This window comes from Tenacibaculum bernardetii, assembly GCF_029125915.1.
Taxonomy (GTDB): domain Bacteria; phylum Bacteroidota; class Bacteroidia; order Flavobacteriales; family Flavobacteriaceae; genus Polaribacter; species Polaribacter bernardetii.
Genome location: NZ_JAQJCU010000013.1, coordinates 35,793 through 62,781, shown reverse-complemented (window position 1 = coordinate 62,781; position 26,989 = coordinate 35,793). Strand labels below are relative to the sequence as shown.

The following is a 26,989-nucleotide window of genomic DNA, read 5'->3' as shown; positions in this document are numbered from 1 at the left end:
GACCCCCTGCGTGACAGGCAGGTATTCTAACCAGCTGAACTACCAGACCGTTGCTAATTGCTCTAAGCGGTTGCAAATATAAGACCTTTTATTAAATAAAAAAGAAATTAATTATATTTTTTTTGTCTGCTGATAAGATAAGCAGTTAGTACTTTATTGTACCCTTCATTTATATCAACAGGTATATAATCTATTTTATATTGTAAGCATTTGTTTTTTAGATTATTGAAAAATTTAGAGCTTAAATTTGTGTAATCTTCTTGTACATTCTCGGCATGTAAATTTATTTCATCTCCAGTTTCTACATCAATAAATTTTTTAGGTTTATTGTCGAAATTGAATGAAAATTCTGTTTTTTTATCATAAGTATGAAACAATATCACTTCGTGTTTGTTAAATTTTAAGTGTTTTAAGGCATCGAAAAGTTCTTCGTCATCTTTTGATGTTTGAAACATATCTGTAAAAAGAAAAATTAAAGAACGTCTGTGAATGTTTTCTGCAATTTCATGCAAATACTTATAGGTTTCTGTTGATGCTTTAGAATTGGAGGTAAGTAAACTTTCTAATTGGTTTAATAACATCTTACGGTGACGCTCGCTTCCTTTTTCTGGAGCATAGTATTCGTAAGTGTCAGAATAAATACTTAAACCTACCGCATCTCGTTGTTTTTTTAAAATTTCTATTAACGATGCAGCAGCAACTGCAGAAAAACCAATTTTGTTTAAATTATGTATAGATTGGTTTTTTAGAATAGGGTAGTGCATCGAGGCAGAATTGTCTATAATTAAATGACAACGTAAATTGGTTTCTTCTTCGTACTTCTTAATATATAGTTTTTCGGTCTTTGCAAATAACTTCCAATCTATATGGCGGGTGCTTTCTCCTTTATTATATAGTTTGTGTTCTGAGAACTCTACAGAGAATCCGTGAAACGGACTTTTATGCATTCCGGTAATAAAACCTTCAACAACTTGTTTGGCAAGTAGCTCTAAGTTTTTTATTTCTGATGAAGTATTGTTTAAATCAATCATATAGCTCTAAAATAAAAAAAGGTTTAGCGTTAGCCAAACCTTTTTTAATAATATATTATGAATGCACTATTTATATAGCGGCATCAATTTTATCAGTATATGCTTTTTTAGGAGCTGCACCAACTTGCTTGTCTACAACTTCTCCGTTTTTAAAGATTAATACAGTAGGTATGTTTCTAACACCATATTTAGCTGCAAATTCTTGATTGTTGTCAACATCAACCTTACCAACAACTGCTTTACCGTCGTATTCAGTATGAATTTCATCTACAATTGGCCCAACCATTCTACAAGGTCCACACCAAGCTGCCCAAAAATCAACTAATACTGGTTTGTCTGATTTTAATACTACTTCTTCGAAGTTTGCATCTGTAATTTCTAATGCCATTTTGTTATGTTTTAATTAAGTTAATGTCTTATTTTTTACATTACAAAAGTAATCAAAAAAATCACCAAAACAATTTTACGAAAATTACTTTTTATTATTGTAGCATCAATAGTTTCTATTTCCTTAGCCGTTTGTTTTTCTGTGTGTTAAATAATGCATAACTTTGCAGTATAATTTTGAGGAAAAATTTGACTGATTGCAACCTCTTTGAACGCGAGTTCATAAATAAAATGCTAAAGCAGTAATTATCTACTCCTTTAAGCGACCAAGCAATCCAAGTTTTTCTTTTATTTAATTTTTTAAAAAGAATTTTTATGTCATATTTATTTACTTCAGAAAGTGTTTCTGAGGGACATCCGGATAAGATAGCTGATCAGATTTCTGACGCTTTAATCGATAATTTTTTAGCTTTTGATCCTACATCGAAAGTTGCTTGTGAAACATTAGTTACCACAGGCCAGGTAGTGTTGGCAGGAGAAGTGAAATCTAAAACATATTTAGATGTTCAGCAAATTGCAAGAGATGTAATTAACAAAATAGGGTATACCAAAAGCGAATATATGTTTGATGGTAGTTCTTGTGGAGTTTTTTCTGCAATTCATGAGCAATCACCAGATATTAACCAAGGTGTTGTAAGAGCAAATCCAGAAGATCAAGGAGCAGGAGATCAAGGAATGATGTTTGGTTACGCAACCGATGAAACTGAAAACTATATGCCATTGGCATTAGAATTGTCTCATCGTTTGTTAATTGAGTTAGCTGAGTTGCGCAGAGAGAATAGCGATATTACTTATTTACGACCAGATGCGAAATCTCAGGTAACTATTGAGTATTCTGATGATAATGTACCGCAAAGAATTGATGCGATTGTTATTTCTACGCAGCATGATGATTTTGATGCAGATGATGATGTAATGTTAGCTAAAATCAAGACTGATATTGTTTCGATTTTAATACCTAGAGTTATAGCTAAATTGCCTACTAATATTCAAAAATTATTTACTGATAGTATTACGTACCACATTAACCCAACAGGAGTTTTTGTAATTGGTGGCCCTCATGGAGATACTGGTTTAACAGGACGTAAAATTATTGTAGATACTTATGGAGGAAAAGGAGCACACGGTGGTGGAGCATTTTCAGGAAAAGATCCATCTAAAGTAGATCGTTCTGGAGCTTATGCAACACGTCATATTGCAAAGAATTTAGTTGCTGCAGGATTATGTAAAGAAGTTTTAGTGCAAGTTTCTTATGCTATTGGTGTTGCAAAGCCAACAAGTATTAATGTAGAAACATATGGTACTGCAACGATTGATAAAACAGACGGAGAAATAAGTAAAATAGTAGAAACTATTTTTGATATGCGTCCATACTTTATCGAACAACGTTTAAAGCTAAGATCACCTATTTATTCAGAAACTGCTGCTTACGGGCATATGGGAAGAACACCAGAAAAGAAAACAGTAACATTTTCTAACCCAATGGGAGAAACTGTTGAGCGAGAAATTGAAACATTTACTTGGGAAAAGCTAGATTATGTAGCGAAAGTAAAAGAGAGTTTCGGTTTATAAAAACCATTAGGAATTACTTATAATAAAAAGCCTTGACATTGTCAAGGCTTTTTTTGTAAGCTTATTTTATTTGAAGAATATAAGGCATTCTAGCTTGAATTCCTTTTAACTTTTTCATCTGATTGACGTTGTTGTATAGTTGGTAATTTTCGTCACCTAACGTTTCTTTTAGAATTTCTTCTTTAGACACTTTTGCAAAAGGAGAAAAGCTTAAAGCTTCCTTTAAGTCTTTTTTATAATTAGGGTAATTACGAACTTTATATGTTTCTACTTTTGCTAATTCAGCTGCAATTTTAATCGCATCATTTAGGTTCCCTAATTTATCAATTAAACCATTTTCAAGCGCTTCTTTACCTGTCCAAACTCTTCCTTGTGCAATTTCATTTACTTGTACGAAAGTCATGTTACGACCAGTTGCAACACGGTTTACAAAAGTAGTATAGATTTGTTCTACACCTTCTTTGGTAACGTCATAGAATTTTTTATCCATAGGTTCAAAAACACTATAGTTAGGGTTGTTGTTTGTAGATACTTGCTCGGCATTAATACCAATGTTGTCTGCAAATTTGTTGAAATTTGGAATGGCTCCAAAAACACCTATAGATCCAGTAATTGTAGTAGGTTCTGCTAATATTTTATCAGCATTACAAGCAATATAATATCCGCCAGAAGCAGCAACGTTACCCATAGAAACTACTAAAGGTTTTTCTTTTTTTGTTAATTCTAATTCACGCCAAATTAATTCAGAAGCTAAAGCGCTACCTCCTGGTGAATTAACACGTAAAACAATTGCTTTTACATTTTTATCTTTTCTTGCTTTTCGTAATGCTTTGTTTATAATTCCTTGACCAATAATATTTTCATTTCCTTCAGCATACATTATTTCTCCTTGTGCATAAATTACAGCAATTTTGTTTTTTGCGGTAGAAGAAATTCGTCCTTTTCCAGATTTAATATAATCAGCTAAAGAGATTGTGTTTGTTTTTTTATCATCATTTAAAGCTAGTTTTGCTTCGTATTCATCTTCATAAATAATTGCATCAATTAATTTATGGTCTTTAGCCATTATTGCGTTTCTACCATTGGCATTATCAGCAATTAAATTTAATTGTTGGGTAGTTATGTTTCTACTTTTGCTAATATCGTCTGTAATTTCTGACCAGATAGATTTTAAAAGCGAAGTAGTTTGCTCTCGGTTAGCATCACTCATCTTATTCGTTAAATATGGCTCAACCGCACTTTTGTATTTTCCGTGACGAATCACTTCCATTTTAATTCCGTATTTATCTTCAAAATCTTTATAATATAAAACTTCGGTAGATAAACCTTTAAAATCAATAGCACCAACAGGGTTTAAAAATAAACTATCGGCAACCGAACTTAAATAATAGTTTTTTTGTGAATATACATCGTTGTAGGCATACACAAATTTACCACTATCTTTAAATTCTTCAATTTTATTTCTGATGGCTTGCGTTTGTGCTACACCAGCGTTTACTAATGCTGTTTTAATACTGATTCCTTTAATATTGCTATCTGTTTTAGCGTTTTCGATAGCATTTATTATTTTATTTAAAGCTAGTTTTTCATCAGTTAACTCTAAAATTTCGGCTAACGGATTATCGTCTTTAGGAGCATAATCTTTTATGGTTGCAGATAAATCTAATTCTAAAACAGAATTCGATTTTACGACAATTTCTTCGTCAGAACCAACAACAGAGGCAATGGCAATAAAAAAGGCAAATATTAAAAAGATGGCAATAAAAAAACCAAGAATTGATGCTAGTAAATTTCGTAAAAACTTCATATTGTGCTGTTAATTTTTTTGGCAAATATACATTTTTACAAGATCATTTATTTTTTAGCGTAAAGTCATTCGGTATTTACGTTGTGCAAACTCAAAATAATTAAAAAGTTTATAGTTCACATCATAGCCGTAATTAACATTTTGGTTATAGTCAATGATGTTCTCGTAGATGTTGGTGTTAAAATTAATAGGGTTGTTAACTCTAGAATTCCATACAGAAACATACAAACGGTTTTTGTTTTCTAAATAAAACTGAGAATGAAATCCTGGCGGCCTTGCAATGGTATTTAAATAAGTTGTAAAGCCAATGTCAATAATTGTAATTTCATACTCTAAGCTGTCATTTTTAATAACAACAGGTGCTTCTTTTACGGTAGTTTTATTTTTTATAGATGAAGATCCACAAGCATAAAAGGAAATTATTAAGATGATTACTGTCGAAAAATATTTTAAAGTTTTCATAATCTGTAAATTAGATACCTATAAAGTTGCAAAAATTATTCCGTTTTTCATTGATTTTTAGTTTGTTTAACAGTAATTTTCAACTTTAAAGACAAGAAAATGAAGAAAAGATGTTTTTGGGTGAGTGATGATCCGTTATATATAGCGTATCACGACAAAGAGTGGGGCGTTCCCGTTTACGATGATAAAGCCTTATTTGAGTTTTTGATTTTAGAAACCTTTCAGGCAGGTTTAAGTTGGATTACCATTTTAAAGAAAAGAGAAAATTTTAGATTAGCATTTGATGATTTTGATTATAAGAAAATTACAGTTTATAATGAAGATAAGTATAACGAATTGTTGCAAAATGTTGGAATTATAAGAAATAAATTAAAAATTAAATCGGCAATTTCTAATGCGCAGCTTTTTATAGAAGTCCAAAAAGAATTTGGTTCTTTCTCGAAATATATTTGGGGATTTGTTGATGGCAAGCCAATTAAAAATACTTTCGATAAGCGAGAAGATGTACCTGCAACATCAGCATTGTCAGATAAAATATCAAAAGATTTAAAAAAACGCGGATTCAAGTTTGTAGGCTCTACGGTTATGTATGCTTATATGCAAGCTACTGGTATGGTGAACGATCATACAACCGATTGTTTTAGACATAACGAAATTTAAAATTTGTACATTTATCAACTGAAAAATCAATTTAAAACTATAAAAATGAAATTAAGAAAAATGCTTTATACTGCAACTGCAGTTAGCTTATTGGTTTCTTGTGGAGTGGAAAATAAAAAAGAAGCTAAAGAAACAAAAGAAGAGGTAAAAACGGAAGCGAAGTTTAACCATGAGGTTGAGCAATTTGCGGATATAAAAGTTTTAAGATATCAAATTCCGGGGTTTGAGGAATTAACCTTAAAAGAAAAAAAGTTAGTGTACTATTTAACGCAAGCTGGTTTATCGGGTCGTGATATTATGTGGGATCAAAACTACCGTCATAACTTAGAGATTAGAACTGCTTTAGAAAACGTAAACACTAATTATAAAGGAGATAAAAGCTCGGAAGACTTTAAAAAATTTACCACTTATTTAAAGCGTGTTTGGTTTTCAAACGGAATTCATCACCATTATTCTAACGATAAAATTAAGCCTACTTTTTCTAAAGATTATTTAGTTGGTTTATTAAAAGAAGTGAATGTTACTTTATCTGCAGAAGCATTAGAAGTTATTTTTAATGAAAAAGATGCTAAAAAAGTAAATAAAAAGGCAGGAGTTGATAATGTGTTAGCGTCAGCAATTAATTTTTACGGACCAGATATTACAAGTAAAGATGTTGAAACTTTTTATAAAACAGCATATAAAGGACCAAAAGGACAACCGATAGAAGCTGGATTAAACTCTAAATTAGTTCGTGAAAACGGAAAATTAGTAGAAAAAGTATGGAAATCGGGCGGAATGTATGGAACTGCGATCGATAAAATTGTGTATTGGTTAGAGAAGGCTCAAGGTGTTGCAGAAAACGAAAAGCAAGCAGAAACTTTAGGGTTGTTGATAGAATACTACAAAACAGGAAGTTTAGATGTTTGGGATAAATATTGTATTTCTTGGGCTACGTCAACAGAAGGAAATATTGATTGGATAAACGGCTTTATAGAAGTGTATAATGATCCTAAAGGATATAGAGGTTCTTACGAAACAGTTGTGCAAATTAAAGATTTTGACATGTCTAAAAAGATGAAAGTTTTATCTGACAACGCGCAATGGTTTGAAGATAATTCTCCGTTAGATGAAAATCATAAAAAGAAAAACGTAGTAGGAGTTTCTTATAAAACAGTAAATGTTGCAGGTGAAGCTGGTGATGCATCGCCAAGTACACCAATTGGAGTGAATTTACCAAATAATAATTGGATTCGCCAAGAGCACGGTTCTAAATCAGTTTCATTAGGGAATATTATTGGCGCTTATAACAATGCTGGTGGTTCTGGTAGATTAAAAGAGTTTGCGTATAGTGAAGAGGAAGTGAAATTAGAACTTGAACACGGAAAATTAGCAGATAAGTTACACACTGCTTTACATGAGGTAATTGGTCATGCTTCGGGTCAGATAAATGAAGGAGTTGGACAACCAAAAGAAACATTAAAAAACTATGCATCTACAATGGAAGAGGGTAGAGCAGATTTAGTTGGCTTGTATTACTTAATGGATCCTAAATTGCAAGAATTAGGTTTGGTAAGCGATTGGGAAAAAGTAGGTAAAGCAGCTTATGACGGGTATATTAGAAATGGGTTAATGACTCAATTAATTCGTATTAATTTAGGTGATGATATTGAGGAAGATCATATGGTAAATCGTCAATGGGTTTCAGCTTGGTCTTTTGAGCAAGGAAAGAAAGATAATGTAATTGAAAAGGTTACTAAAGACGGTAAAATATACTTTGTTGTAAATGATTATATGAAACTTCGTGAAATTTTTGGTCGTTTATTAAAAGAAGCACAAAGAATTAAATCGGAAGGAGATTTTGAAGCAGCCAAAGCATTAGTAGAAGGCTATGGTGTTAAGGTAAATAAAGATATTCATAAGGAAGTGAAACAGAGAAATGAGAAATTTCCTGACGCAGCTTATAGCGGATTTGTAAACCCTGTTTTAATAACAGAAGTAGATGAAGAAGGTAATATTACAAATGTAAAAGTTACACAACCAAAAACTTTTGAAGAGCAAATGAAATTTTATGCTAAGAATTATAATTTTTTATCAGTAAAAAACTAAGTAATTAGTTTAATTAATTCATGAAAAACCGATTCTTTAATAAAGAATCGGTTTTTGTATTTTTACAAAGTAAAATAATGTAATGGCAAGAAAAATTAAAGATCCAGGATTGGGTTATAATTCCCAAGAAAACAGTAGAGGTCTTATTAATAAAGACGGAAGTTCTAATGTAATTCATGTAAACAAAAACGTTAATATAGATGATTTATATACCTACTTTGTTGAAATGTCTTGGGGAAAGTTTTTCTTTTTAGTTTTTTTAGGGTACACTTTTTTAAATGTATTTTTTGGTCTCGTATATACTTTAATAGGTATTGAAGAAATTACACAGCCAAATGAGTTTTTTCTGTATGATTTTTTAAACGGATTCTTTTTTAGTGCACAAACGTTAACAACAGTTGGTTATGGTGGAATTGCTCCGCAAGGAATAGCATCTAATATAGTAGCTTCTTTTGAGGCAATGTTAGGTTTGTTATCCTTTTCTTTTATAACGGGACTCTTGTATGGCCGGTTTTCTAAACCAAAAGCAGCTATTCGTTTTAGTGATAATTTAGTATTAAGAAATTTTAAAGAGCACAAGGCATTAATGTTTCGGTTAATGAATAATCGAAAAACGGTAATGATTGAGCCTGAAATTAAAGTCACTTTGGTTTTAAATGAAGAAGATAATAAAGGGGTTTATAAACGAGAATTTTATCAATTAAAACTAGAAAGAGATAGTATAATGTATTTGCCAACTATTTGGACGGTTGTACATGAGATAGGTAAAGAAAGCCCGTTATCTAAATATACAAAAGAGCAAATAAAAAAAATGGACGGGCAAGTGTATATTTTACTTAAATATTACGAAGAATCTTTTGGGCAAAATGTGTATCAAGCAACGTCATACAATTTTTCTAATTTAGAAATAGATGTAAAATATGCATCTTCCTCTTATTTTGATGAAGAAGGTTTTACAATCTTAAATCATGATAAATTAAGCGAGGTAGAAAAAATGGATTAACCTTTAATCAGAAATTTAGCAAAAAATAAAAGAGCAATTAAACTCAAAATACCTATGGTTACATATATAGCGGAATTTTTGTAATATTTTTTATTGTTTTTTGCATCTTTTTTGTAGCTGTAAAACATTAAAATAATAAAAGCGATAACAAATATACTAGCAAAAACAATTCTACCAGGGGTAAACATTTTTACAGCGATAAGATTAAACATGAAATTATATTTTTAGCAAAGTTAAAGAATGATTTTATAATGGAGAAAATTAAACTAATTATTCGAGTGTAATTAAAATATAAATGAACTAAAATTATTTAAAATGAAGAACAAAATAAAAGCAGTGCATGAATTTCATTCAGCGTTTAAATTAAATATTCAAAATAAACCAACGGTTGCTATTACAGACGATAGAAAACAGTTGCGATTTGAGTTGATGAAAGAAGAGAATGAAGAGTATTTAGAAGCTGCTAAAAACAATGATTTAGTTGAGGTTGCTGATGCTTTGGGAGATATGCTATATATTTTATGCGGAACGATTATAGAACACGGAATGCAAGATAAAATAGAAGAAGTTTTTAATGAAATTCAGCGAAGTAATATGAGTAAGTTGGATGAAGATGGTAATCCTATTTATCGTGAAGATGGTAAAGTTTTAAAAGGTCCAAATTACTTTAAACCAAATATAAAAGAGATTTTAGAATAATAAAAAAGTTCCTCATTTTTAAATGAGGAACTTTTTTTTTGCAATATTATATAGTCCGTTACTTACCTAAAATACGTTCTAATTCTGACGTTAAGGTTTTTACATTGTTAACCATTTTAATAATAACACCGTTAGCACCTACAATAAGGTGTGTTGGGTATTGTTTTACTTTTAATTTCTTAGCCATGTACTTTTTTTGATTTGGTACAGTAACATATTTAAAAGGTTTTGTTTTTAGGAATTCAATTAATTTATCTTTTTCATCAAAAGCTAAACTAATAAACTCAATATTGTCGTCTTTATATTTATCTACCAAATTGTTTAGCTGAGGAAACTCTTCAACACAAACTTTACAGGTAATAAACCAACATTTTAAAACAACTATTTTTCCTTTAGTATCTGCTTTGTTATGAGATTTACCTTTTAAATCAACAAAATCATAACTAGGAAGTTTTTTACCTTCCATTTTAAAATACTGATGCGCAATTGTAGCTTTACTTACAATTGATTTTTTTATTTTTTCCTGATCATCTCCTTCAATATTTGTTAATTGATATTGAATCTTCCCTTCCTTTTCAGATTTAACAGCAATATAGCCACCTGTTCTTAACAGTGTTAAAAACATTCCTTTATCCATAATAGCTCCCATATTATCAAGAGGATTAAAGGTTGACATTAAGTCGATGTTTCTTTTGTTGTAACTATTCCAGTTGTCAAAACTGTTCTGAATATCATCTATATTTATAGTTTCTAAAGGCGTGCTTTCATCTTCTGTAGCACTATCTGTTTCTACAACTTCATCTTCTGTTTCGATTTCTGTTGGCGCTTTATCTTTATTTTCAGTTTCGATATCAATAGCAGCCTCGTCTTCACTCTCAGTATCTATAGTTGATTCATCTTCAATTACTTCACCTTCATTTTCATCCTCTACTATAATAGCTTCTTCTTTAGGCTCTTCTATTGTTTCGGTAACTGTTTCTGGTTTATCTACTTTTTCAGTTGTATTGAAATAAGTATTTAAAACAAAAAAAGACAAAACAAAACCTACAATAATAGATAATAAAGCTGGTATAATATTTTTAATTCCTCCCATATAATTTTTTAAAAATCTGATTCTGAATTACTAAGATAGTTTTTTTTTGATGAACCTTAAATCTTAACTCTCCAATTGTGTTTGTCTTCGGCTTTATTATATTGTATGTTTACAAGCTTTTCTTTAAAAAGAGTAGCATAAGAATCATTAATATTAGGTAGTTCAAACACATCTTCTTGGTGTTTAAATCCTTTTATAGGGTTTATAACAGCTGCAGTTCCTGAACCAAAAATTTCTTTTAATTCACCTAAGCGAGCAGCTTCTTTAATTTCAGCTACAGATACTCTACGAACCTCTACTTCAATATTATTGTCTTCAGCTAGCTGTATGATAGATTTACGAGTAATTCCGTCTAAAATACGATCATTAGTAGGTGTTGTAATTAACGTATCACCAACTCTAAAAAAGATATTCATGGTACCAGCTTCCTCTAAATACTCGTGCGTATCAGCATCTGTCCAAATTATTTGTTGAAAACCTTCTTTATTTGCCAATTGTGTAGGGTAAAACTGTGCAGCATAGTTACCTGCAGCTTTAGCGAAACCAACACCACCATTTGCAGATCGGCTATACTCTTCGGCAAATAAAACTCTAACTTCACCAGCATAGTATGATTGAGCAGGCGAACATATAATTATAAATTTATATTCGTCGGCAGGTGAAGCTGCGATAGCACCTTCGGTAGCAATTATAAATGGACGTATATAAAGAGAGTTACCTAATCCTTTTTTTATCCATTCTTTATCTAACTTTAAAAGAGCGTTTAATCCTTCTAAAAACACCTCTTTAGGTACAGATGGCATTGCTAAACGATTTGCAGAAGCATTTATTCTATCAAAATTATCTTCAGGTCTAAACAAAAAAACATCGTCATTATCATCCTTAAAAGCTTTCATACCTTCAAAAACAGCTTGTCCATAATGAAATACTCTAGCCGATGGTTCAAACAACATTGGGCCATAAGGCTTTATTGTAGGGTTTTTCCATTCTCCATCAGAAAAATCACAAACAAACATGTGGTCCGAAAATGTGCGACCAAAAGTTAAGTTGTTAAAATCTACTGAAGCTATTTTTGTTTGTGCTATTTGCTGAATATCTATGTTCATAAAAACCTGTTTTTGCAGTGCTGCAAAGATACTAAAACAAGAACATAAAGATTTGTTAAAAGTAACCACTTCACTAATTATAATTATATTTGCTATAAATTAATTTTAATCTTTTGATAATGAAAAGAATACTAACTTATTGCCTGTTTTTAAGTTTCTTATTAATAGCTTGTAAAGCAGAAAAGAAACAAGGAGTAAAAGAAAATGAAACCGTTAAAACTGGATATGCATCGTTTGGTGAAAAAATAGAAAGTGCCAATACGCTTTCAGAAGCACAAATGTCTGCAAAGTTTGATGCTTTAAAAATAGGAGACACTATAAATGTAAAGTTTGTTTCTAAAATAGATGAGGTGTGTACAAAAAAAGGATGTTGGATGGTTTTGCCTGCGGCGGATAAAAAAACAATGGTAAAATTTAAAGATTATGGTTTTTTTATGCCTTTAGATAGCCAAGGAAGTGAGGTTATTGTTGAAGGAAAAGCGTTCGTAAAAGAAACACCTGTTGAAGAATTACGTCATTATGCAGAAGATGCAGGTAAGACAAAAGAAGAAATAGAAAAAATAACAACACCTAAAAAAGAATATGCTTTTTTAGCGCACGGAGTATTAATGAAATAAATATTTTATTATTAAACGAGAAATTATAATTACCTCAGATGGATCTACAACGATCCATTTACCAGACTGGAACGAACATTATCATTCTAAACATGGTGCAATACAAGAAGCATATCATGTTTTTATAAAAAGCGGATTGGCGCTGCAAAATAAATCAGAAATCTCTATTTTAGAAATAGGTTTTGGTACAGGTTTAAACTGTTTTATCACTTTTTTAGAAAGTGATAAAACAGTTAATTATGTAGGTGTAGAAGCCTACCCAGTAGTAAGTGGCGAAGTTGCAAAGCTAAATTATGTTGCTGAGTTAAAGGTAACAAGTAAACAAGCGGTTTTCGATAAAATGCATTCGCTATCTTGGGAAGATAAACATGAAATTACGAAAGACTTTTATTTAACAAAGCGTCAGCAGTTTTTTAAAGATATAGAAGATGAAGAAGCTTTTGATTTAGTATATTTTGATGCATTCGGAGCAGAACATCAACCAGATTTATGGACAGAAGATATCTTTAAACGTATGTTTGAAGCTTTAAAAGAAAACGGAATTTTAGTTACTTATTCAGCAAAAGGAAGTGTGCGTAGAGCAATGCAAGCGGTAGGGTTTACAGTGGTGCGTTTGCCTGGGCCTCCAGGAAAAAGAGAAATGTTGCGAGCAACAAAACCTACAAATTAAAATTATTTTGCTCATTTTAGGAGCAGAGTATATTGGTAAAACTATTGTTCATTATAAAATATAATAAAAATGAAATTTAAAAGACGTTTTGGTAATAATAAAGAAACAAAACCAAAAAAAGGATTGTACTTAATGCTAGTGTTAGCTGTTGTATTGTACTTGTTTTTTAATGCAGATAAAATAATCGGAAGATTTTTCTAAATGAAACCATTTAAATTTAAAGAATTTACAGTAAATCAAGATAAAACAGCCATGAAAATTGGTACAGATGCCGTTTTACTAGGTGCTTGGTGTTCTTTAGGAGAATATCCAGATGCTATTTTAGATATCGGATCAGGCACAGGTGTTATTGCATTAATGTTAGCACAACGAAGTGATGCAATGACTATTGATGCTGTCGAAATCGATGAGAATGCTTATGAACAAACAGTAGAGAACTTTGAGCAATCAGATTGGGGAGATCGTTTGTTTTGTTATAACGCCTCTTTCAATCATTTTGTAGAAGAAATGGAAGAAGAGGAAGAGCAGTACGATGTTATTGTTTCTAATCCGCCGTTTTATACGGATGATTTTGAGACTGAAAACGAAGCTCGTAATAAAGCCCGCTTTACTTCATCTCTAACTTTTGAAGAATTGCTAACTGGGGTTTCTAAAATTTTATCTAAGCAAGGTGTTTTTTCTGTTGTTATTCCTTTTAAAGAAGAAGAGAATTTTTTGAAACTTGCGAATACTTGTAACTTGTTTTTAAGTAAAGTTTGCTATGTAAAAGGTAACGAAAATACCGAAGTAAAAAGAAGTTTACTGTCTTTCTCTTTTGAGCAAAAAGAGATAATAAAAGAAAATTTAGTTATAGAAAAAGAAAGGCACCAGTATACTGATGCCTATATTAATCTTACAAAAGATTTTTATTTAAAAATGTAATTTTTACAATTAGTTTTTATCGCTGTAATCAAAATCGTTTGTTAGAAATTTCTCAGCTATTTCATTAAAATTTTTTGCACTATTACGAGGTATTCCGTGGTTTGCACCTGGAACAATACATAATTGAGATTTTTTAATGTTATTAAAAATCTCAACAGCGTGTTGATTTTTAATAATATCTCTATCACCGATTGTTATCAATACAGGTGCCGTTATTTTTTGTAAATCAGCGTGACTAATATCAGGTTGATTTAAAAGTAATTCATCTAATAGTAATTCTTTTTTCCAGTTTTTAGAAGTGTCGCCCTTTTTTATCATTTTTAAGGTTTCAGCATGCATGTCTTTAACTTGCTGAATAGCCCAGTCGTTAACGGCAGTTTTATCGAATCTTAAATTCGGCCCCATAGTAACAATTTTGTTAATTTTCACTTTGTTTCTAATCCCCATTTTTAAACCAATAATTCCACCATCACTCCAGCCAAGAATGTTTATAGAAGTTAAGTTTAAATGCTTGGCAAGACCTTCTAAATCTTTTGCCATTTTAAGATATGTTAAAGTCTTTGTTTTTAATTCTGATTTTCCTTGTCCTCTACTATCAGCAGCAATTACTCTGTATTTGTCTTTAAAATAATCAATTTGATATTCCATCGCTTTAATATCGGTACCACAACTATGTATTATTAATAACGGTTCTCCTTTTCCGTATTGTTCATAATAAATTTTAGCGCCATTTATTTTAACATATTTACCAACTTCTTTATTGTTACCATAAGGAGTTTTAAAATTGTTTTGTGCAGTTGTTGTTTTAGGTTGAAAAATTAAAGCAAAAATAGTGATTAAGAAAAGTGTTGATTTTTTCATTATTGATTTTAAAAATTTAATTAAATGGTGTTAAGGATTTGATATTGTTTTAATTAATGAAAATCAGGGGGTGCAAAACTAACTTTAATATATTTAAAAATCAAGTTATATTTATTACTTAATTTTTTGATGTTAAATGAAAAGACATTTATATATTGATGTCTTTTTTCTAATTCTTAGTAGAGTAATCCTTAATTACTTTCTGTAAAGTGTAGCTTATAAAGATTATTTTTCATTTTCATTTTTTTCTTTTGAAGAAGGCTCTTTATCTTCTTTAAAAGCGTCTTTAAATTCTATAGATCCATCAGTTTCTCCTTTAAAGGCGTTAATCCAAGCATTCTTGAAGATACCTCCAATAGTGGGGAAAATTCCGGCTTTAACATTATTTAAGTCACCTTCAATCGGAATTTCTGTAGCAATTGTATCTGTGCTGTGGTTTTTTAATATGGTTTTAAAAAAGACAACAAAACCTTCCCATAGTGTTTCTAAAAAACCATCTTCTTTGCCTATAAACTTGCTATTTGTAAGAAGTGGCTTCATGTACCCTTTTAAATATCCGTCTGCGATTGCTATTTCACTATATAGTTCTGCTTTACCACTTTCAAAGTCTATGCCGGCATAAAAATTTGTAAAATCATTTAATGCTTTAGCATCTGCATTTTTAAGAGAAAAAGCGATATCCATATCTGGTATCTCTTTTATAATATTCATTTTTCCATCAAGTTTTAGATCTCCGCCACCAAATGAAACTCCTGTAATATTTATGGTCGATGGTAACGTTCTTCCTTTTTCGGCAACATTGCGTAAGTTTTTAGCAGTAAGTTCAACTTTACTAATTGATAAATCAATGTTTGGGTCTGCGGATAATTGTACAAAGGCAAACTTTCCGTTGTGCATCTCAAAACGATTTATTTTTAAAGGAACTAAATCTGTTAAAACTTTAGTCCAATCATCTACGTCTGCTATTCCTTCTTCAGGAGTTGTTTCTTGATCTTCGAATACATAGATAATTTCTGCATTATCCATTATTATTTCTGCTACAATTTCTCCTTCAAATAAAGATTTCCACTCTACAGAAATATCAGTTTTTAGGAATTTTAAAAAAGGTACTTGTGTTTTGGCGTTTACTTTATTTAAATACAATCCATGAATAACATAAGCGCCGCGATATAAAGAAATATCGATTTCTTTAACCTGACCGTAAAAACCAGGTATTTCTGCTAAATTTTCATTGACATAGTTTTTAACTAATGTTGGTAAATAGAGTCTAAAACTTATCAATAATACAATTAAGGTTGCAGGAATTATGTAACGTTTTCTTTTATGAATTGGTTTTTTTACTTTGTTTTTCATTTTCAAATAATATTAAAGGCTTTAATGATATGGCGAATTTTAATTCGCCATATCAATAGTAATAGTTAGCTAAGTTATTAGAAAATAAATACAGTATCAAGTTTAATTTATCCCTTTATAGTTTCTGGGTTGTAGCCTAGATAGGGCACTTTTTTCTCTACAAAAGTAATTCCGTAGTCCTCTAGTTCCTTTAAAATAGGCGCATATACTTCTTTTGTAATAGGTAACTGAACCCCAGGAGTTGTAATGTCTTCATTTAAAATACGTAAAGTAGCCATTGCAACAGGTAAACCAACAGTCTTTGCCATTGCTGTATAAGTTTGATCATCACCTTTAATAACCATACTACTTTCTATTTGATATCTTTCATTGTTAAGTTCATAACCAAATTTATGGTGCATTACAATCATATCTTTATCGGCAGCTTCAAGCGTCCATTTTTCTGATAATATTTCCTGTAATATCTGGGCAGGAGTTGCGTTTGAAAGACTTACTTTTTTATCAGCATTAAAAATATCTAACTCTAAAAATTTATCCCACATGATATCATCTTGATCTATTTTTAGATAAGAACGGAATTTTAATTCAACAGAATCCGTAGGAGAATACGCTAAAAACAAATTAGTAAAATCGCGGTAGCTTAAGTTCTTAGAGTCTTCAATAGTGTAAGAATCATCTGTCATACCTAGCTGAACAAATACATTCCAAGCTCTAGAAAAACCAACTTTTCTAATCGTACCTCTATACATTGTTGGTACGTTTTCTAAATTATAAATACTTCTGTATTTTAAAGAATCTCGGTTTGCATAGCCTTCAAATTTCCCGTAACCATCAATGTTTAAAAATTCGGTTCTTCTAAAAAGTTTGTGATATGGTATGTATTTATAGGTGTTTTCTTGAATAAACATTGCGGCACCTCCTTGCCCTGCTAATACAACATTTCTTGGGTTCCATGTAAATTTATAATTCCATAAATTAGTGTCACTTTCAGGGGCAACTAATCCACCAGTAAAAGATTCGAAAAGTAGCATTTTTGCACCTTCATCATGAATTTTATCAATTATTTGCATTGCGCTCATATGATCAATCCCTGGATCTAAACCGATCTCATTCATAAACACTAATCCCTTTTCTTTAACTTCAGTATCTAAAGCTTTCATTTCATCAGAAACATACGAAGCTGTAACCATATGTTTGTTGTGAGTAACACAATCTTTTGCTACTTCGATATGAAAACGAGCAGGAAGCATCGAGATAACGATGTCGGCATTTTTAATAGCATCAACACGTTGTGCTGCATTAAAAACATCTAATACAACAGCCGTTGCATTTTTATGGTTGTTAATTTGGTTTTTAGCATTTTCTATAGAAACATCACCAATAGTTATATGTAGGTTTTCTTGTGCAGATTTATCTAATAAATATTTTATAAGAGATGAACAAGATCTACCAGCGCCAATAATTAATATTTTTCTCATTTATAATGTACTTTTGTTGTCTTAAAAATTTAAAAGCACAATATCGCTAAAAAAGTTTAATTTTAAACAAAAAGAACGTAAATGTATAAAAATTTAACAATAGCATCCGTATTAGGAGGCATCGCAGTAATTTTAGGAGCTTTTGGTGCGCACGCATTAAAAGCAACATTAAGCGAAGAAGCAATACAAAGCTTTGAAACAGCAGTAAGATATCAGTTTATTCATGTTTTATTATTACTGTTTATAAATACGTTTAAGGAGTTTACATTGAAACAGAAAAACGCTATTAGTTTATTTGTAATTGGTGGAATATTGCTTTTTTCAGGCTCAATTTACGCAATACACTTGTTAGAGGTGCCTGCAAAATCAATTTGGTTTGTAACTCCGTTAGGAGGAGTTATGCTAATTATAGGTTGGTCTTTGATGGTTTTTCATTTCTTAAAAAAAAGTTATTAATCAATAATAGTTGATAAAACTTTTCAATGAGGAATGATTTTAATCAAAAAGTTCTATTTTTGTGAGAAATTAAACACAACTAAATTAATTTAAGATGACAAATATTGATAAGAAAACGATATCATTAGATAACTTAGGTATTAAGGACGCTACGATTCGTTATCAATTAACTTCAGACGAATTACAAGATACTACTATAAAAAAAGAACAAGGTGTAAATACTAGTTTTGGTGCATTAGCAGTTAAAACAGGAGAGTTTACAGGTCGTTCACCAATGGATCGTTTTATCGTTAAAGACGATATTACAAAAGATGAAATTTGGTGGGGAGATATAAACATACCTTTCGATTCTGCAAAATTCGATAAACTTTACGATAAAGTAACGAACTACCTTTCTAATAAAGAGGTTTTTGTGCGTGATAGCTATGCATGTGCAGATGAGGATTATAAGCTAAATATTAGAGTTGTAAACGAATATCCTTGGAGTAACATGTTTGCTCACAACATGTTTTTACGTCCAACTGAGGAAGAATTAAAAGATTTTTCTCCTGAGTGGACTGTAATTAATGCACCAGGTTTTATGGCAGATCCAGCAGTTGATGGAACTCGTCAACACAATTTTGCTATTTTAAACTTCGAAAGAAAGGTTGCTTTAATAGGTGGAACCGGTTATACTGGTGAAATTAAAAAAGGAATTTTTTCTGCATTAAACTTTATCTTACCGGTATTTAAAAATACGTTACCAATGCACTGCTCTGCAAACGTTGGTGAAAAAGGTGATACAGCTATTTTCTTTGGATTGTCAGGTACAGGGAAAACAACTTTATCTACAGATCCAAAACGTAGTTTGATTGGTGATGACGAACATGGTTGGACTTCTGAAAACACTGTTTTTAATTTTGAAGGTGGTTGTTACGCAAAAGTAATCGACTTATCTAAAGATAAAGAGCCAGAAATTCACGCAGCGATTAAAAGAGGAGCGATCTTAGAAAACGTTGTAATGGATGCTGAAGGAAATGTAGATTTTCATGACACGTCAATTACACAAAATACACGTGTAAGTTATCCGATACATCATATCGAAAATATTCAAACGCCATCAACAGGAAAAAATCCTAAAAATATATTTTTCTTAACTGCAGATGCTTTCGGAGTATTGCCTCCAATATCTAGGTTAACACCAGGTCAAGCAGCATATCACTTTATTTCTGGTTATACAGCTAAAGTTGCAGGTACAGAAGCAGGTGTTACAGAGCCATTACCAAGTTTTTCAGCTTGTTTCGGCGCACCATTTATGCCGTTACACCCAACTCGTTATGCAGAAATGTTAAGCGAAAAAATGAAGGAGTCAGATGTAAATGTTTGGTTGGTAAATACTGGATGGACAGCAGGTCCTTACGGTATTGGTCACAGAATGAAATTAAAGTACACGCGTGCTATGATTAATGCAGCATTAAGCGGAGCTTTAGGAGATGTAAACGAAGAAAATTACCACACACATTCAGTATTTGGTTTAGCACAACCAAGACAATGTCCAGGAGTGCCTTCTGAAATGTTAAGCCAAAGAAAAGCTTGGGATAATGATGAAGAGTATTATAAAACAGCACACAAATTAGCAGATTCATTTAGAGAAAACTTTAAGAAGTTTGAAGAAAATGCAAACGCTGAAATTTTAGCAGGAGGACCACCAAATGTTAAAAAATAAATAATTAAAAGCATCCGAAAGGATGCTTTTTTTATGCGCAAATACTACCTATTTTTGTAGCTTTAAAACTAATAGCATGATTGTACAAGGAAATATAGTTGACATACAAAACAAACGAATCTACAAAGGAGAAGTTGAGGTTGAAAACGGAAAAATAACAGCAGTAAGGGAAAAAAATAACGCTGTAGAGAATTATATTATTCCTGGTTTTGTAGATGCACATATTCATATTGAGAGTTCAATGTTAGTACCTTCAGAATTTGCTAAAATAGCAGTTGTTCATGGTACGGTTGCCACTGTTTCTGATCCGCATGAAATAGCAAATGTTTTAGGGGTAAAAGGAGTCGATTTTATGATTGAAAACGGAAAGAAAGTTCCGTTAAAATTTAATTTTGGTGCACCAAGTTGTGTACCCGCAACATCTTTTGAAAGTGCAGGCGCAATTATCGATTCTGAGGATATTAAATTGATGCTAGAAAATCCTGATATCAAATATTTAGCAGAAATGATGAATTATCCTGGGGTTTTGTTTGATGATGAAGAGGTTTTAAAAAAGATTCAGCATGCAAAAAATAATAATAAACCTATTGACGGTCATGCGCCAGGTTTAAGAGGTGATGATGTTACAAAATATATATCGGCAGGAATTTCTACCGACCACGAATGTTTTAGTTATGATGAAGCTTTAGAGAAGCTTCAGAAAGGAATGAAAGTAATTATTCGTGAAGGAAGTGCTGCGAAAAATTTCGAAGCATTGATTGATTTATTACCTGAGCATTTCGAAAATATGATGTTTTGCTCTGATGATAAACATCCAGATGATTTATTAGTAGGTCATTTGAATGAGTTATGTGAGCGTGCGGTAGCAAAAGGCATTGATGTTTTTAAAGTTTTACAGGCAGCTTGTATAAATCCTGTAAAACACTATAATTTAGATGTTGGTTTGTTAGAACAAGGGGATGATGCGGATTTTATTGTAGTTAAAGATTTAAAGAGTTTTAATGTTTTACAAACCTATATTAACGGAGAGTTGATTGCTGAAAACGGAAAGTCGTTTGTAAAGTCAGTTCCTTTCGAAGTGTTGAATAATTTTAATACAGATAAAAAGGAAGTAGTTGATTTTGAATTTAAATCTACCGCAACAAAAATTAGAGTTATTGAAGCTTTAGATGGTGAACTAGTAACGAATGAAGTTGAAGCTGATGCTTTGATAAAAGAGGGTAATTTAGTTTCTAACACAGAAACTGATGTATTAAAAATGACGGTTGTAAATCGTTATAAAAATGCTGAGCCATCAATCGCATTTATAAAAAACTTCGGATTAAAAGAAGGAGCAATAGCTAGTTCAGTTGGGCACGATTCTCATAACATTATAGCAGTTGGTGTTTCAGATGAAGCTATTTGTAAGGCTGTAAATTTATTGATAGCTAATAAAGGTGGAGTTTGTGCAGTAACGGCATCCGAAGAAAAAATAGTTTCATTACCTGTAGCGGGAATCATGTCTGATAAACCCGCAGAAGAAATAGGTAAAGCGTATGCAGAATTAGATGCAATGGCAAAACAAATGGGAAGTAAATTACGAGCACCATATATGAGTTTATCTTTTATGGCATTGTTGGTAATACCAGCGTTAAAACTATCTGATAAAGGATTGTTTGACGGAAATACATTTAAGTTTACTTCTTTAGAAGTTTAGTAATCTATTAAAGAAGTTTTAATGCTGTTTTTTAATGTTGATCATTATATAAATATTCCTGTTTAATAGAATTCTTGGGGTAAATTAATATTGATAGTTTTTTTTAAATACTATCTTAGTAATTAATAGCACTAAAAACATTTTTTATTTATCATTCCCGAGAAATCGGGAATCTATAGCGTGTAAATAAATGAAAACAAATCATCAATATTATGTCTATATTTTAGCAAGTAAGATAAGAGGTACTTTATATATTGGTGTAACAAATGATTTACAACGAAGAGTATTTGAACATAAAGATGGTGCTAAAAAAGGTTTTACACAAAAATATAATGTAAATAAACTGATGTATTTTGAAATGTTTCAAAACATAGAAGAAGCGATATCAAGAGAGAAACAACTAAAAAAATGGAATCGAAATTGGAAAGTGGAATTGATAGAAAACCGATTTCTCGGGAATGACAAGAGTAAACAGCATAGGTAAAAATATGTGTTTAGGTTTTTAACTATTGAAAAATTAGTAGTTTTATGAATTATACCATACTTAATAAAATCATTATTTAATTGATTAGTTTAGCTTTATAGAAATTAAAATTTGAAGACAGAGAAAATTATTTTAGGAATTGACCCCGGAACTTCTATCATGGGATTCGGAATTATAAAAGTGGTGGGAAAAAAAATGGAATTCGTTCAAATGAATGAATTGATTTTAAAAAAATACGATGATCATTATTTAAAACTAAAATTAATTTTTGAACGTACAATTGAATTGATAGATACGTATAAACCTGATGAAGTAGCTTTAGAAGCACCTTTTTTTGGTAAAAATGTACAATCGATGTTAAAGCTTGGACGCGCACAAGGAGTTGCGATGGCAGCAGCATTGTCACGTGAAATACCAGTAACAGAATATGCACCACTAAAAATTAAAATGGCAATTACAGGTAACGGAAAATCTAGTAAAGAGCAAGTTGCTTTAATGCTAAAATCCTTATTGAATTTAAAGACCTTACCTAAAAATTTAGATGCAACTGATGGTTTAGCCGCAGCGGTTTGTCATCATTATAATTCAGGAAGGGTTGTAGGTGGTAAAAATTATACTGGTTGGGCAAGTTTTGTGAAGCAAAACGAAAAACGAGTTAAAAAGTAATTTAATTTGGCAGGAATTTATATACATATACCGTTTTGCAAGCAAGCATGTTTTTATTGCGATTTTCATTTCTCTACTTCTTTACAAAAGAAAGACGAACTAGTTTCGTTTATGGTAAAAGAGCTTGAAATCAGAAAAGAAGAATTAGCAAACGAAACGATAGAAACTATTTATTTTGGTGGCGGAACTCCGTCGTTATTATCGAAAGAAGAAATAGAAACCTTATTAAAAGCAATTCATCAGAATTATAAGGTAATTGAAAACCCTGAGATTACTTTAGAGGCCAATCCGGATGATTTATCCGAAGAAAAAATTTTAGAATTAGCAGAATCACCTATAAACAGATTAAGTATTGGCGTGCAATCTTTTTTTGAAGAAGATTTAAAAAGTATGAATCGTGCGCATAAGGCTAAAGAGGCAAAAGAATGTTTATCTATGGCGACCCGCCATTTTGATAATATTACTGTCGATTTAATTTACGGTGTTCCGAATATGAGTAACGAACGATGGAAAGAGAATTTACAAATAGCGTTCGGTTTTGGCGTAAATCATATCTCAAGCTACGCATTAACAGTTGAGCCAAAAACAGTGTTGGATAGCTTTGTTAAAAATGGGAAATATCCAGCACCTGATGAAACGGTAGCAAAAGAACATTTTGATATTTTAGTAGCAGAAACAGCTAAAAACGGATTTATACATTACGAAATTTCAAATTTCGGAAAAGCGGATTACTTTTCGAAACACAACACAAGTTATTGGTTGGGTAAAAAATATATTGGTATCGGTCCGTCTGCGCATTCGTTTAGTAAAACGCATCGTAGTTGGAATGTTGCCAACAATGCAAAATATATAAAGGAACTTCAGCAAGGTAATCTTCCGAATGAAGTAGAAGAATTATCAAAAGAAGATCAGTTTAACGAATATTTAATGACAGGCTTACGAACTATTTGGGGCGTATCGTTAAATAAAATTGATGAAGATTTTAAAGAGCAATTATTAATCTCGTCAAAAAAGTTTATAGATGAAGGTTTACTCGTCATTGCGAGAGAAACGGAGCAATCTTTAGGTTTTAATCAGATTACTTCGTCGTTATCTCCTCGTAATGACGAAAGGGTATTAAAAACAACACCAAAAGGAAAGTTTTTGGCAGACGGTTTAGCTTCAGAATTATTTATAATTAAATAATAAAAACATGATTGCAGAGATAATTTACAATTCAGAAAAACATAAAATAGATTTATCAAAACCTTTAGATATTTCTATTTCAATAGATGTTTTAAAAGAAAATATAAATGCATGGTATGTTGGTGAACCAGAAATTAAGCCAGTAAAAGAAGGTGATTGGATAGGTAGTGTTTCTAAAGGAGCAGATGTTAATTTTAACAATATTTCTTTTAATCCGCATGCGCACATAACACATACCGAGTGTGTTGGGCATATTACAGAAAAAGTACATTCAGTAAATAAAAACCTAAATAAATTCTTTTTTTTAGCTGAGGTTATTACAGTTACACCAAAGGAGTTAGAGGATGGAGATTTTGTAATTACAAAAGAACAATTACAAGCAATTTTAAAAAATAAAGTAAGAGAAGCCATTGTTATTAGAACATTCCCAAATTCTGATAAAAAAACAAGCACTCGTTATTCAAATACAAACCCGCCTTACTTATTAGAAGCAGCCGCTGCTTATTTAAAAGAAATAGGAGTGAAGCATTTATTAATAGATTTACCTTCGGTAGATAAAGAAAAAGATGAAGGTAAATTATTAGCGCACAATGCTTTTTGGAATACCGCAAATGAAATTCGTTTTGATGCAACTATTACAGAATTTATCTATGTAAAAGAATCAATAAAAGACGGAGCATATTTTTTAAATTTAATGATTGCCCCTTTTGAAAATGATGCAACTCCAAGTAAACCTATTTTGTATAAAATTCAATAAGAATAAATTTATAATAGTTGTCAGTTCGAGTGGAGTCGAGAACTACTTTGAAACGAACAAGTAATTAAGAGTAATTTATTTAGAATCGATATGAAATAAGGTTTTAAAATAGTATTTTGTAAAACCTATTTCTTTTTTTTATAGTTTTACGTTTCAATTAATACTAAAATGGCAATTTTTAATACATATAAGCAATGTAAATGGACCGTGAGATACGGAACATGTCGGGCTACTTATGTATTATGATTATTCAAATATAAAATATATCAATTATAAAAAGTCCGACTTCACAGTCGGATTTTTTTGTTTTTAAGAGCACCAATAACTACTAAACCAAACAGTATGAAAAAACTATATTTTAATTATTTAGAGACGTTTAAAGGGCTTTCAACCGAAGTTTGGTGGCTTGCTCTAATTACACTAATAAATAGAGCAGGTACGATGGTAATTCCGTTTTTATCATTGTATTTAACCAAAGATTTAGACTTCACACTAAAAGATGTAGCTTGGATTATGAGTTGTTTTGGTTTAGGTTCTGTATTAGGATCTTGGTTAGGAGGAAAGCTAACTGATAAAATAGGTTCGTACAAAGTAATGAAAACAAGTTTGTTTTTAACCGGTTTAATGTTTTTAGCCTTGCAGTTTGTAACTACATTTTACGGTTTTTGTATTGGTATCTTTTTGGTGATGTTAGTAGCTGATGCTTTTAGGCCCGCAATGTTTGTAGCTTTAAGTGCTTACAGTAAGCCAGAAAATAAAACACGTTCGGTAACTTTAATCCGTTTGGCAATTAACTTAGGTTTTTCTGCTGGGCCAGCAGTTGGCGGAATTATAATTACTACTTTAAGTTATAGTGGTTTGTTTTGGGTTGATGGTATTACGTGTATTCTAGCAACGTTATTACTTATAAAAGTGTTGAATCCTAAAAAGGCAAAAGTTTTAGACGAGGTGAAAGTTGATAATCCGGTTTCGGTATTTTCTGACAAGGCTTTTTGGGTGTTTTTTGTAGCGATGTTTATCTTCGGATTTGTGTTTTTACAATACTTTTCAACAATGCCATTGTATTATGAAAACGTTCATGATTTATCTGAGTTAGAGATTGGTTTGTTAATGGGAATGAATGGTTTTTTAATCTTTTTATTGGAAATGCCATTAATTAAGTGGTTAGAAGAAAGTAAGTATTCAAAAGAACGCTTAATGTTTGTGGGTTTATTTTTAACAGGGATAAGTTTTTTAGTACTAAACTTAACAGGTTGGATTGGTATTTTAGTAATAGGAATGTTATTTATGACTATTGGCGAAATGATTGCTTTCCCGTTTTCTAATGCTTTTGTAATGGAGCGTGCAAAAAAGGGAAATCAAGGAGAATATATGGCATATTATAGTATTGCTTTTTCTTTGGCACATATTTTTGGACATAATTCAGGAATGCAATTAGTAGCTGCTTTGGGATTTGATAAAACATGGTGGATTATTACTTTTATGTCGGTAATAGGGTTGTTTTTCTTGTTGATGTTAAGCAGCGTTGTTAAAAAAGAAAAGTTAGAAGGATTAAATTAAGTTAAAGCAGGAAAGAATAGAAAAAATCCGCCTTGGCGAATTAATTAGCCCAAAAGAAATATTTATATTTGAATTTTAAACTCTGAAGTAAAAATGAATATACAAGACGCTCAAAAAGAAGTTGATAATTGGATTAAAAATCATGGAGTTCGTTATTTTAATGAATTAACAAACATGGCACAATTAACAGAAGAAGTAGGAGAAGTAGCAAGAATTATTGCGCGCCGTTACGGAGAACAAAGTGAAAAAGATAGCGATAAAAATAAAGATTTAGGAGAAGAGTTAGCAGATGTGATGTTTGTAGTTTTGTGTTTGGCAAATCAAACAGGCATAAACCTTCAGGAAGCTTTCGATAAAAAATTAGATATAAAAACAAAACGTGATCACGATCGTCATCACAACAACGAAAAATTAAAATAGATGAGTCTTATTAAAAATATACAAAAAGGATCTTTTTGGATTAATGTACTTAAAGTGGGTATTCCTTTTTTAGTTGTTGTCGCAATATTTTCATTATTAGTAAATAGTGGAGGCGCTTTGTTTTCTGCGGATTTTGAAACTGTACTTACTATTAATTTTTCAGAAGGAAAATGGAAACGTTTTTGGTTAACCAAAGTAACTGTTAGTATTTTTTATGCCATATATGTGGTAAATAAAAGAACAAAATAGATA

At 31.1% G+C, this 26,989-nt stretch carries 28 protein-coding genes; 19 read left to right on the top strand and 9 right to left on the bottom strand.

Going from position 1 to position 26,989, the window contains the following annotated elements:
• Positions 1 to 107: 107 nt before the first annotated feature.
• Complete coding sequence (locus P2G10_RS10855) at positions 108 to 1,031, bottom strand: DUF58 domain-containing protein (RefSeq protein ID WP_218771405.1); 924 nt, start codon at positions 1,029 to 1,031, stop codon at positions 108 to 110.
• Between the two features lie 70 nt (positions 1,032 to 1,101).
• Positions 1,102 to 1,419 (bottom strand): thioredoxin, encoded by a 318-nt coding sequence (gene trxA / locus P2G10_RS10850; protein WP_218771404.1) that lies wholly within the window; start codon positions 1,417 to 1,419, stop codon positions 1,102 to 1,104.
• 314 nt (positions 1,420 to 1,733) lie between these two features.
• Here trxA and metK point away from each other — a divergent pair, with 314 nt between their 5' ends.
• On the top strand, positions 1,734 to 2,990 hold the full coding sequence (metK, locus tag P2G10_RS10845) for a methionine adenosyltransferase (RefSeq protein ID WP_275316579.1): 1,257 nt from the start codon (positions 1,734 to 1,736) through the stop codon (positions 2,988 to 2,990).
• A 61-nt stretch (positions 2,991 to 3,051) separates the two neighbouring features.
• On the opposite strand, the gene sppA is transcribed toward metK, so the two are convergent.
• On the bottom strand, positions 3,052 to 4,797 hold the full coding sequence (gene sppA / locus P2G10_RS10840; RefSeq protein WP_275316578.1) for a signal peptide peptidase SppA: 1,746 nt from the start codon (positions 4,795 to 4,797) through the stop codon (positions 3,052 to 3,054).
• A gap of 54 nt (positions 4,798 to 4,851) precedes the next feature.
• Positions 4,852 to 5,259 (bottom strand): DUF6146 family protein, encoded by a 408-nt coding sequence (locus P2G10_RS10835; RefSeq protein WP_275316577.1) that lies wholly within the window; start codon positions 5,257 to 5,259, stop codon positions 4,852 to 4,854.
• 99 nt (positions 5,260 to 5,358) lie between these two features.
• On the opposite strand from P2G10_RS10835, the gene P2G10_RS10830 reads away from it, so the two are divergent.
• From P2G10_RS10830 to P2G10_RS10815, 4 genes are all read left to right on the top strand, one after another.
• A complete protein-coding gene (locus tag P2G10_RS10830) occupies positions 5,359 to 5,919 on the top strand; it encodes a DNA-3-methyladenine glycosylase I (RefSeq protein ID WP_275316576.1) in 561 nt (186 codons plus the stop codon).
• A gap of 45 nt (positions 5,920 to 5,964) precedes the next feature.
• Positions 5,965 to 8,007, top strand: a complete 2,043-nt coding sequence (locus tag P2G10_RS10825; protein ID WP_275316575.1) for a dipeptidyl-peptidase 3 family protein — start codon at positions 5,965 to 5,967, stop codon at positions 8,005 to 8,007.
• Positions 8,008 to 8,089: 82 nt separating this feature from the next.
• Positions 8,090 to 9,010, top strand: coding sequence for an ion channel (locus tag P2G10_RS10820; protein WP_275316574.1), 921 nt, complete (start codon positions 8,090 to 8,092; stop codon positions 9,008 to 9,010).
• Between the two features lie 315 nt (positions 9,011 to 9,325).
• The gene (locus P2G10_RS10815; protein ID WP_275316573.1) at positions 9,326 to 9,709 is read left to right on the top strand and encodes a nucleoside triphosphate pyrophosphohydrolase family protein; all 384 of its coding nucleotides are present in this window, start codon (positions 9,326 to 9,328) and stop codon (positions 9,707 to 9,709) included.
• 58 nt (positions 9,710 to 9,767) lie between these two features.
• On the opposite strand, the gene P2G10_RS10810 is transcribed toward P2G10_RS10815, so the two are convergent.
• Positions 9,768 to 10,802 carry a TlpA family protein disulfide reductase gene (locus P2G10_RS10810; RefSeq protein ID WP_275316572.1) on the bottom strand — a complete coding sequence of 345 codons (1,035 nt, stop codon included), beginning with the start codon at positions 10,800 to 10,802 and terminating at the stop codon, positions 9,768 to 9,770.
• Between the two features lie 56 nt (positions 10,803 to 10,858).
• Entirely contained in the window at positions 10,859 to 11,908 is a 1,050-nt protein-coding gene (locus P2G10_RS10805) for a branched-chain amino acid aminotransferase (protein WP_275316571.1), read from the bottom strand.
• 119 nt (positions 11,909 to 12,027) lie between these two features.
• On the opposite strand from P2G10_RS10805, the gene P2G10_RS10800 reads away from it, so the two are divergent.
• From P2G10_RS10800 to P2G10_RS10785, 4 genes are all read left to right on the top strand, one after another.
• Positions 12,028 to 12,525: a DUF4920 domain-containing protein gene (locus P2G10_RS10800; RefSeq protein WP_275316570.1), complete on the top strand. Its 498-nt coding sequence runs from the start codon at positions 12,028 to 12,030 to the stop codon at positions 12,523 to 12,525.
• Positions 12,526 to 12,535: 10 nt separating this feature from the next.
• On the top strand, positions 12,536 to 13,195 hold the full coding sequence (mnmC2, locus tag P2G10_RS10795; protein ID WP_275316583.1) for a tRNA (5-methylaminomethyl-2-thiouridine)(34)-methyltransferase MnmC2: 660 nt from the start codon (positions 12,536 to 12,538) through the stop codon (positions 13,193 to 13,195).
• Between the two features lie 69 nt (positions 13,196 to 13,264).
• A complete protein-coding gene (locus P2G10_RS10790; RefSeq protein ID WP_275316569.1) occupies positions 13,265 to 13,396 on the top strand; it encodes a hypothetical protein in 132 nt (43 codons plus the stop codon).
• Positions 13,397 to 14,116, top strand: coding sequence for a tRNA1(Val) (adenine(37)-N6)-methyltransferase (locus P2G10_RS10785; protein ID WP_275316568.1), 720 nt, complete (start codon positions 13,397 to 13,399; stop codon positions 14,114 to 14,116).
• Between the two features lie 9 nt (positions 14,117 to 14,125).
• Here the strand turns inward: P2G10_RS10785 and P2G10_RS10780 are convergent, their stop codons facing one another.
• The 3 genes from P2G10_RS10780 to P2G10_RS10770 all read right to left on the bottom strand — a co-directional run bounded on the left by P2G10_RS10780 (position 14,126) and on the right by P2G10_RS10770 (position 17,808).
• Positions 14,126 to 14,977, bottom strand: a complete 852-nt coding sequence (locus P2G10_RS10780; RefSeq protein ID WP_275316567.1) for an alpha/beta fold hydrolase — start codon at positions 14,975 to 14,977, stop codon at positions 14,126 to 14,128.
• Between the two features lie 225 nt (positions 14,978 to 15,202).
• Positions 15,203 to 16,330 (bottom strand): DUF748 domain-containing protein, encoded by a 1,128-nt coding sequence (locus tag P2G10_RS10775; RefSeq protein WP_275316566.1) that lies wholly within the window; start codon positions 16,328 to 16,330, stop codon positions 15,203 to 15,205.
• A 107-nt stretch (positions 16,331 to 16,437) separates the two neighbouring features.
• Positions 16,438 to 17,808, bottom strand: coding sequence for a saccharopine dehydrogenase family protein (locus P2G10_RS10770; RefSeq protein ID WP_275316564.1), 1,371 nt, complete (start codon positions 17,806 to 17,808; stop codon positions 16,438 to 16,440).
• Between the two features lie 81 nt (positions 17,809 to 17,889).
• Here P2G10_RS10770 and P2G10_RS10765 point away from each other — a divergent pair, with 81 nt between their 5' ends.
• From P2G10_RS10765 to P2G10_RS10720, 10 genes are all read left to right on the top strand, one after another.
• Entirely contained in the window at positions 17,890 to 18,264 is a 375-nt protein-coding gene (locus P2G10_RS10765) for a DUF423 domain-containing protein (protein ID WP_275316563.1), read from the top strand.
• A 94-nt stretch (positions 18,265 to 18,358) separates the two neighbouring features.
• Positions 18,359 to 19,969, top strand: a complete 1,611-nt coding sequence (gene pckA, locus P2G10_RS10760) for a phosphoenolpyruvate carboxykinase (ATP) (RefSeq protein ID WP_275316562.1) — start codon at positions 18,359 to 18,361, stop codon at positions 19,967 to 19,969.
• 76 nt (positions 19,970 to 20,045) lie between these two features.
• A complete protein-coding gene (gene ade, locus P2G10_RS10755; protein WP_275316560.1) occupies positions 20,046 to 21,665 on the top strand; it encodes an adenine deaminase in 1,620 nt (539 codons plus the stop codon).
• 190 nt (positions 21,666 to 21,855) lie between these two features.
• The gene (locus P2G10_RS10750) at positions 21,856 to 22,149 is read left to right on the top strand and encodes a GIY-YIG nuclease family protein (RefSeq protein ID WP_275316559.1); all 294 of its coding nucleotides are present in this window, start codon (positions 21,856 to 21,858) and stop codon (positions 22,147 to 22,149) included.
• A gap of 111 nt (positions 22,150 to 22,260) precedes the next feature.
• Positions 22,261 to 22,815 carry a crossover junction endodeoxyribonuclease RuvC gene (ruvC, locus tag P2G10_RS10745; RefSeq protein ID WP_260586291.1) on the top strand — a complete coding sequence of 185 codons (555 nt, stop codon included), beginning with the start codon at positions 22,261 to 22,263 and terminating at the stop codon, positions 22,813 to 22,815.
• Between the two features lie 6 nt (positions 22,816 to 22,821).
• The gene (gene hemW / locus P2G10_RS10740) at positions 22,822 to 24,000 is read left to right on the top strand and encodes a radical SAM family heme chaperone HemW (RefSeq protein WP_275316557.1); all 1,179 of its coding nucleotides are present in this window, start codon (positions 22,822 to 22,824) and stop codon (positions 23,998 to 24,000) included.
• Between the two features lie 7 nt (positions 24,001 to 24,007).
• Positions 24,008 to 24,757 carry a cyclase family protein gene (locus P2G10_RS10735; protein ID WP_275316556.1) on the top strand — a complete coding sequence of 250 codons (750 nt, stop codon included), beginning with the start codon at positions 24,008 to 24,010 and terminating at the stop codon, positions 24,755 to 24,757.
• Positions 24,758 to 25,099: 342 nt separating this feature from the next.
• Positions 25,100 to 26,317, top strand: coding sequence for an MDR family MFS transporter (locus P2G10_RS10730; protein ID WP_275316555.1), 1,218 nt, complete (start codon positions 25,100 to 25,102; stop codon positions 26,315 to 26,317).
• Between the two features lie 93 nt (positions 26,318 to 26,410).
• Complete coding sequence (locus P2G10_RS10725) at positions 26,411 to 26,737, top strand: nucleotide pyrophosphohydrolase (RefSeq protein ID WP_275316554.1); 327 nt, start codon at positions 26,411 to 26,413, stop codon at positions 26,735 to 26,737.
• The gene (locus P2G10_RS10720; protein ID WP_218771381.1) at positions 26,738 to 26,986 is read left to right on the top strand and encodes a hypothetical protein; all 249 of its coding nucleotides are present in this window, start codon (positions 26,738 to 26,740) and stop codon (positions 26,984 to 26,986) included. It begins immediately after the preceding gene.
• Positions 26,987 to 26,989: the final 3 nt, after the last annotated feature.

Coding starts and splice junctions, on each gene's coding strand:
- P2G10_RS10765 (WP_275316563.1), top strand. CDS start 17,890: ATGTATAAAAATTTAACAATAGCATCCGTATTAGGAGGCATCGCAGTA.
- P2G10_RS10805 (WP_275316571.1), bottom strand. CDS start 11,908: ATGAACATAGATATTCAGCAAATAGCACAAACAAAAATAGCTTCAGTA.
- P2G10_RS10825 (WP_275316575.1), top strand. CDS start 5,965: ATGAAATTAAGAAAAATGCTTTATACTGCAACTGCAGTTAGCTTATTG.
- P2G10_RS10720 (WP_218771381.1), top strand. CDS start 26,738: ATGAGTCTTATTAAAAATATACAAAAAGGATCTTTTTGGATTAATGTA.
- P2G10_RS10830 (WP_275316576.1), top strand. CDS start 5,359: ATGAAGAAAAGATGTTTTTGGGTGAGTGATGATCCGTTATATATAGCG.
- P2G10_RS10790 (WP_275316569.1), top strand. CDS start 13,265: ATGAAATTTAAAAGACGTTTTGGTAATAATAAAGAAACAAAACCAAAA.
- P2G10_RS10810 (WP_275316572.1), bottom strand. CDS start 10,802: ATGGGAGGAATTAAAAATATTATACCAGCTTTATTATCTATTATTGTA.
- trxA (WP_218771404.1), bottom strand. CDS start 1,419: ATGGCATTAGAAATTACAGATGCAAACTTCGAAGAAGTAGTATTAAAA.
- P2G10_RS10855 (WP_218771405.1), bottom strand. CDS start 1,031: ATGATTGATTTAAACAATACTTCATCAGAAATAAAAAACTTAGAGCTA.
- metK (WP_275316579.1), top strand. CDS start 1,734: ATGTCATATTTATTTACTTCAGAAAGTGTTTCTGAGGGACATCCGGAT.
- P2G10_RS10750 (WP_275316559.1), top strand. CDS start 21,856: ATGAAAACAAATCATCAATATTATGTCTATATTTTAGCAAGTAAGATA.
- pckA (WP_275316562.1), top strand. CDS start 18,359: ATGACAAATATTGATAAGAAAACGATATCATTAGATAACTTAGGTATT.
- P2G10_RS10775 (WP_275316566.1), bottom strand. CDS start 16,330: ATGAAAAACAAAGTAAAAAAACCAATTCATAAAAGAAAACGTTACATA.
- sppA (WP_275316578.1), bottom strand. CDS start 4,797: ATGAAGTTTTTACGAAATTTACTAGCATCAATTCTTGGTTTTTTTATT.
- P2G10_RS10725 (WP_275316554.1), top strand. CDS start 26,411: ATGAATATACAAGACGCTCAAAAAGAAGTTGATAATTGGATTAAAAAT.
- P2G10_RS10820 (WP_275316574.1), top strand. CDS start 8,090: ATGGCAAGAAAAATTAAAGATCCAGGATTGGGTTATAATTCCCAAGAA.
- P2G10_RS10785 (WP_275316568.1), top strand. CDS start 13,397: ATGAAACCATTTAAATTTAAAGAATTTACAGTAAATCAAGATAAAACA.
- ade (WP_275316560.1), top strand. CDS start 20,046: ATGATTGTACAAGGAAATATAGTTGACATACAAAACAAACGAATCTAC.
- P2G10_RS10770 (WP_275316564.1), bottom strand. CDS start 17,808: ATGAGAAAAATATTAATTATTGGCGCTGGTAGATCTTGTTCATCTCTT.
- P2G10_RS10780 (WP_275316567.1), bottom strand. CDS start 14,977: ATGAAAAAATCAACACTTTTCTTAATCACTATTTTTGCTTTAATTTTT.
- P2G10_RS10730 (WP_275316555.1), top strand. CDS start 25,100: ATGAAAAAACTATATTTTAATTATTTAGAGACGTTTAAAGGGCTTTCA.
- P2G10_RS10815 (WP_275316573.1), top strand. CDS start 9,326: ATGAAGAACAAAATAAAAGCAGTGCATGAATTTCATTCAGCGTTTAAA.
- P2G10_RS10835 (WP_275316577.1), bottom strand. CDS start 5,259: ATGAAAACTTTAAAATATTTTTCGACAGTAATCATCTTAATAATTTCC.
- P2G10_RS10800 (WP_275316570.1), top strand. CDS start 12,028: ATGAAAAGAATACTAACTTATTGCCTGTTTTTAAGTTTCTTATTAATA.
- P2G10_RS10735 (WP_275316556.1), top strand. CDS start 24,008: ATGATTGCAGAGATAATTTACAATTCAGAAAAACATAAAATAGATTTA.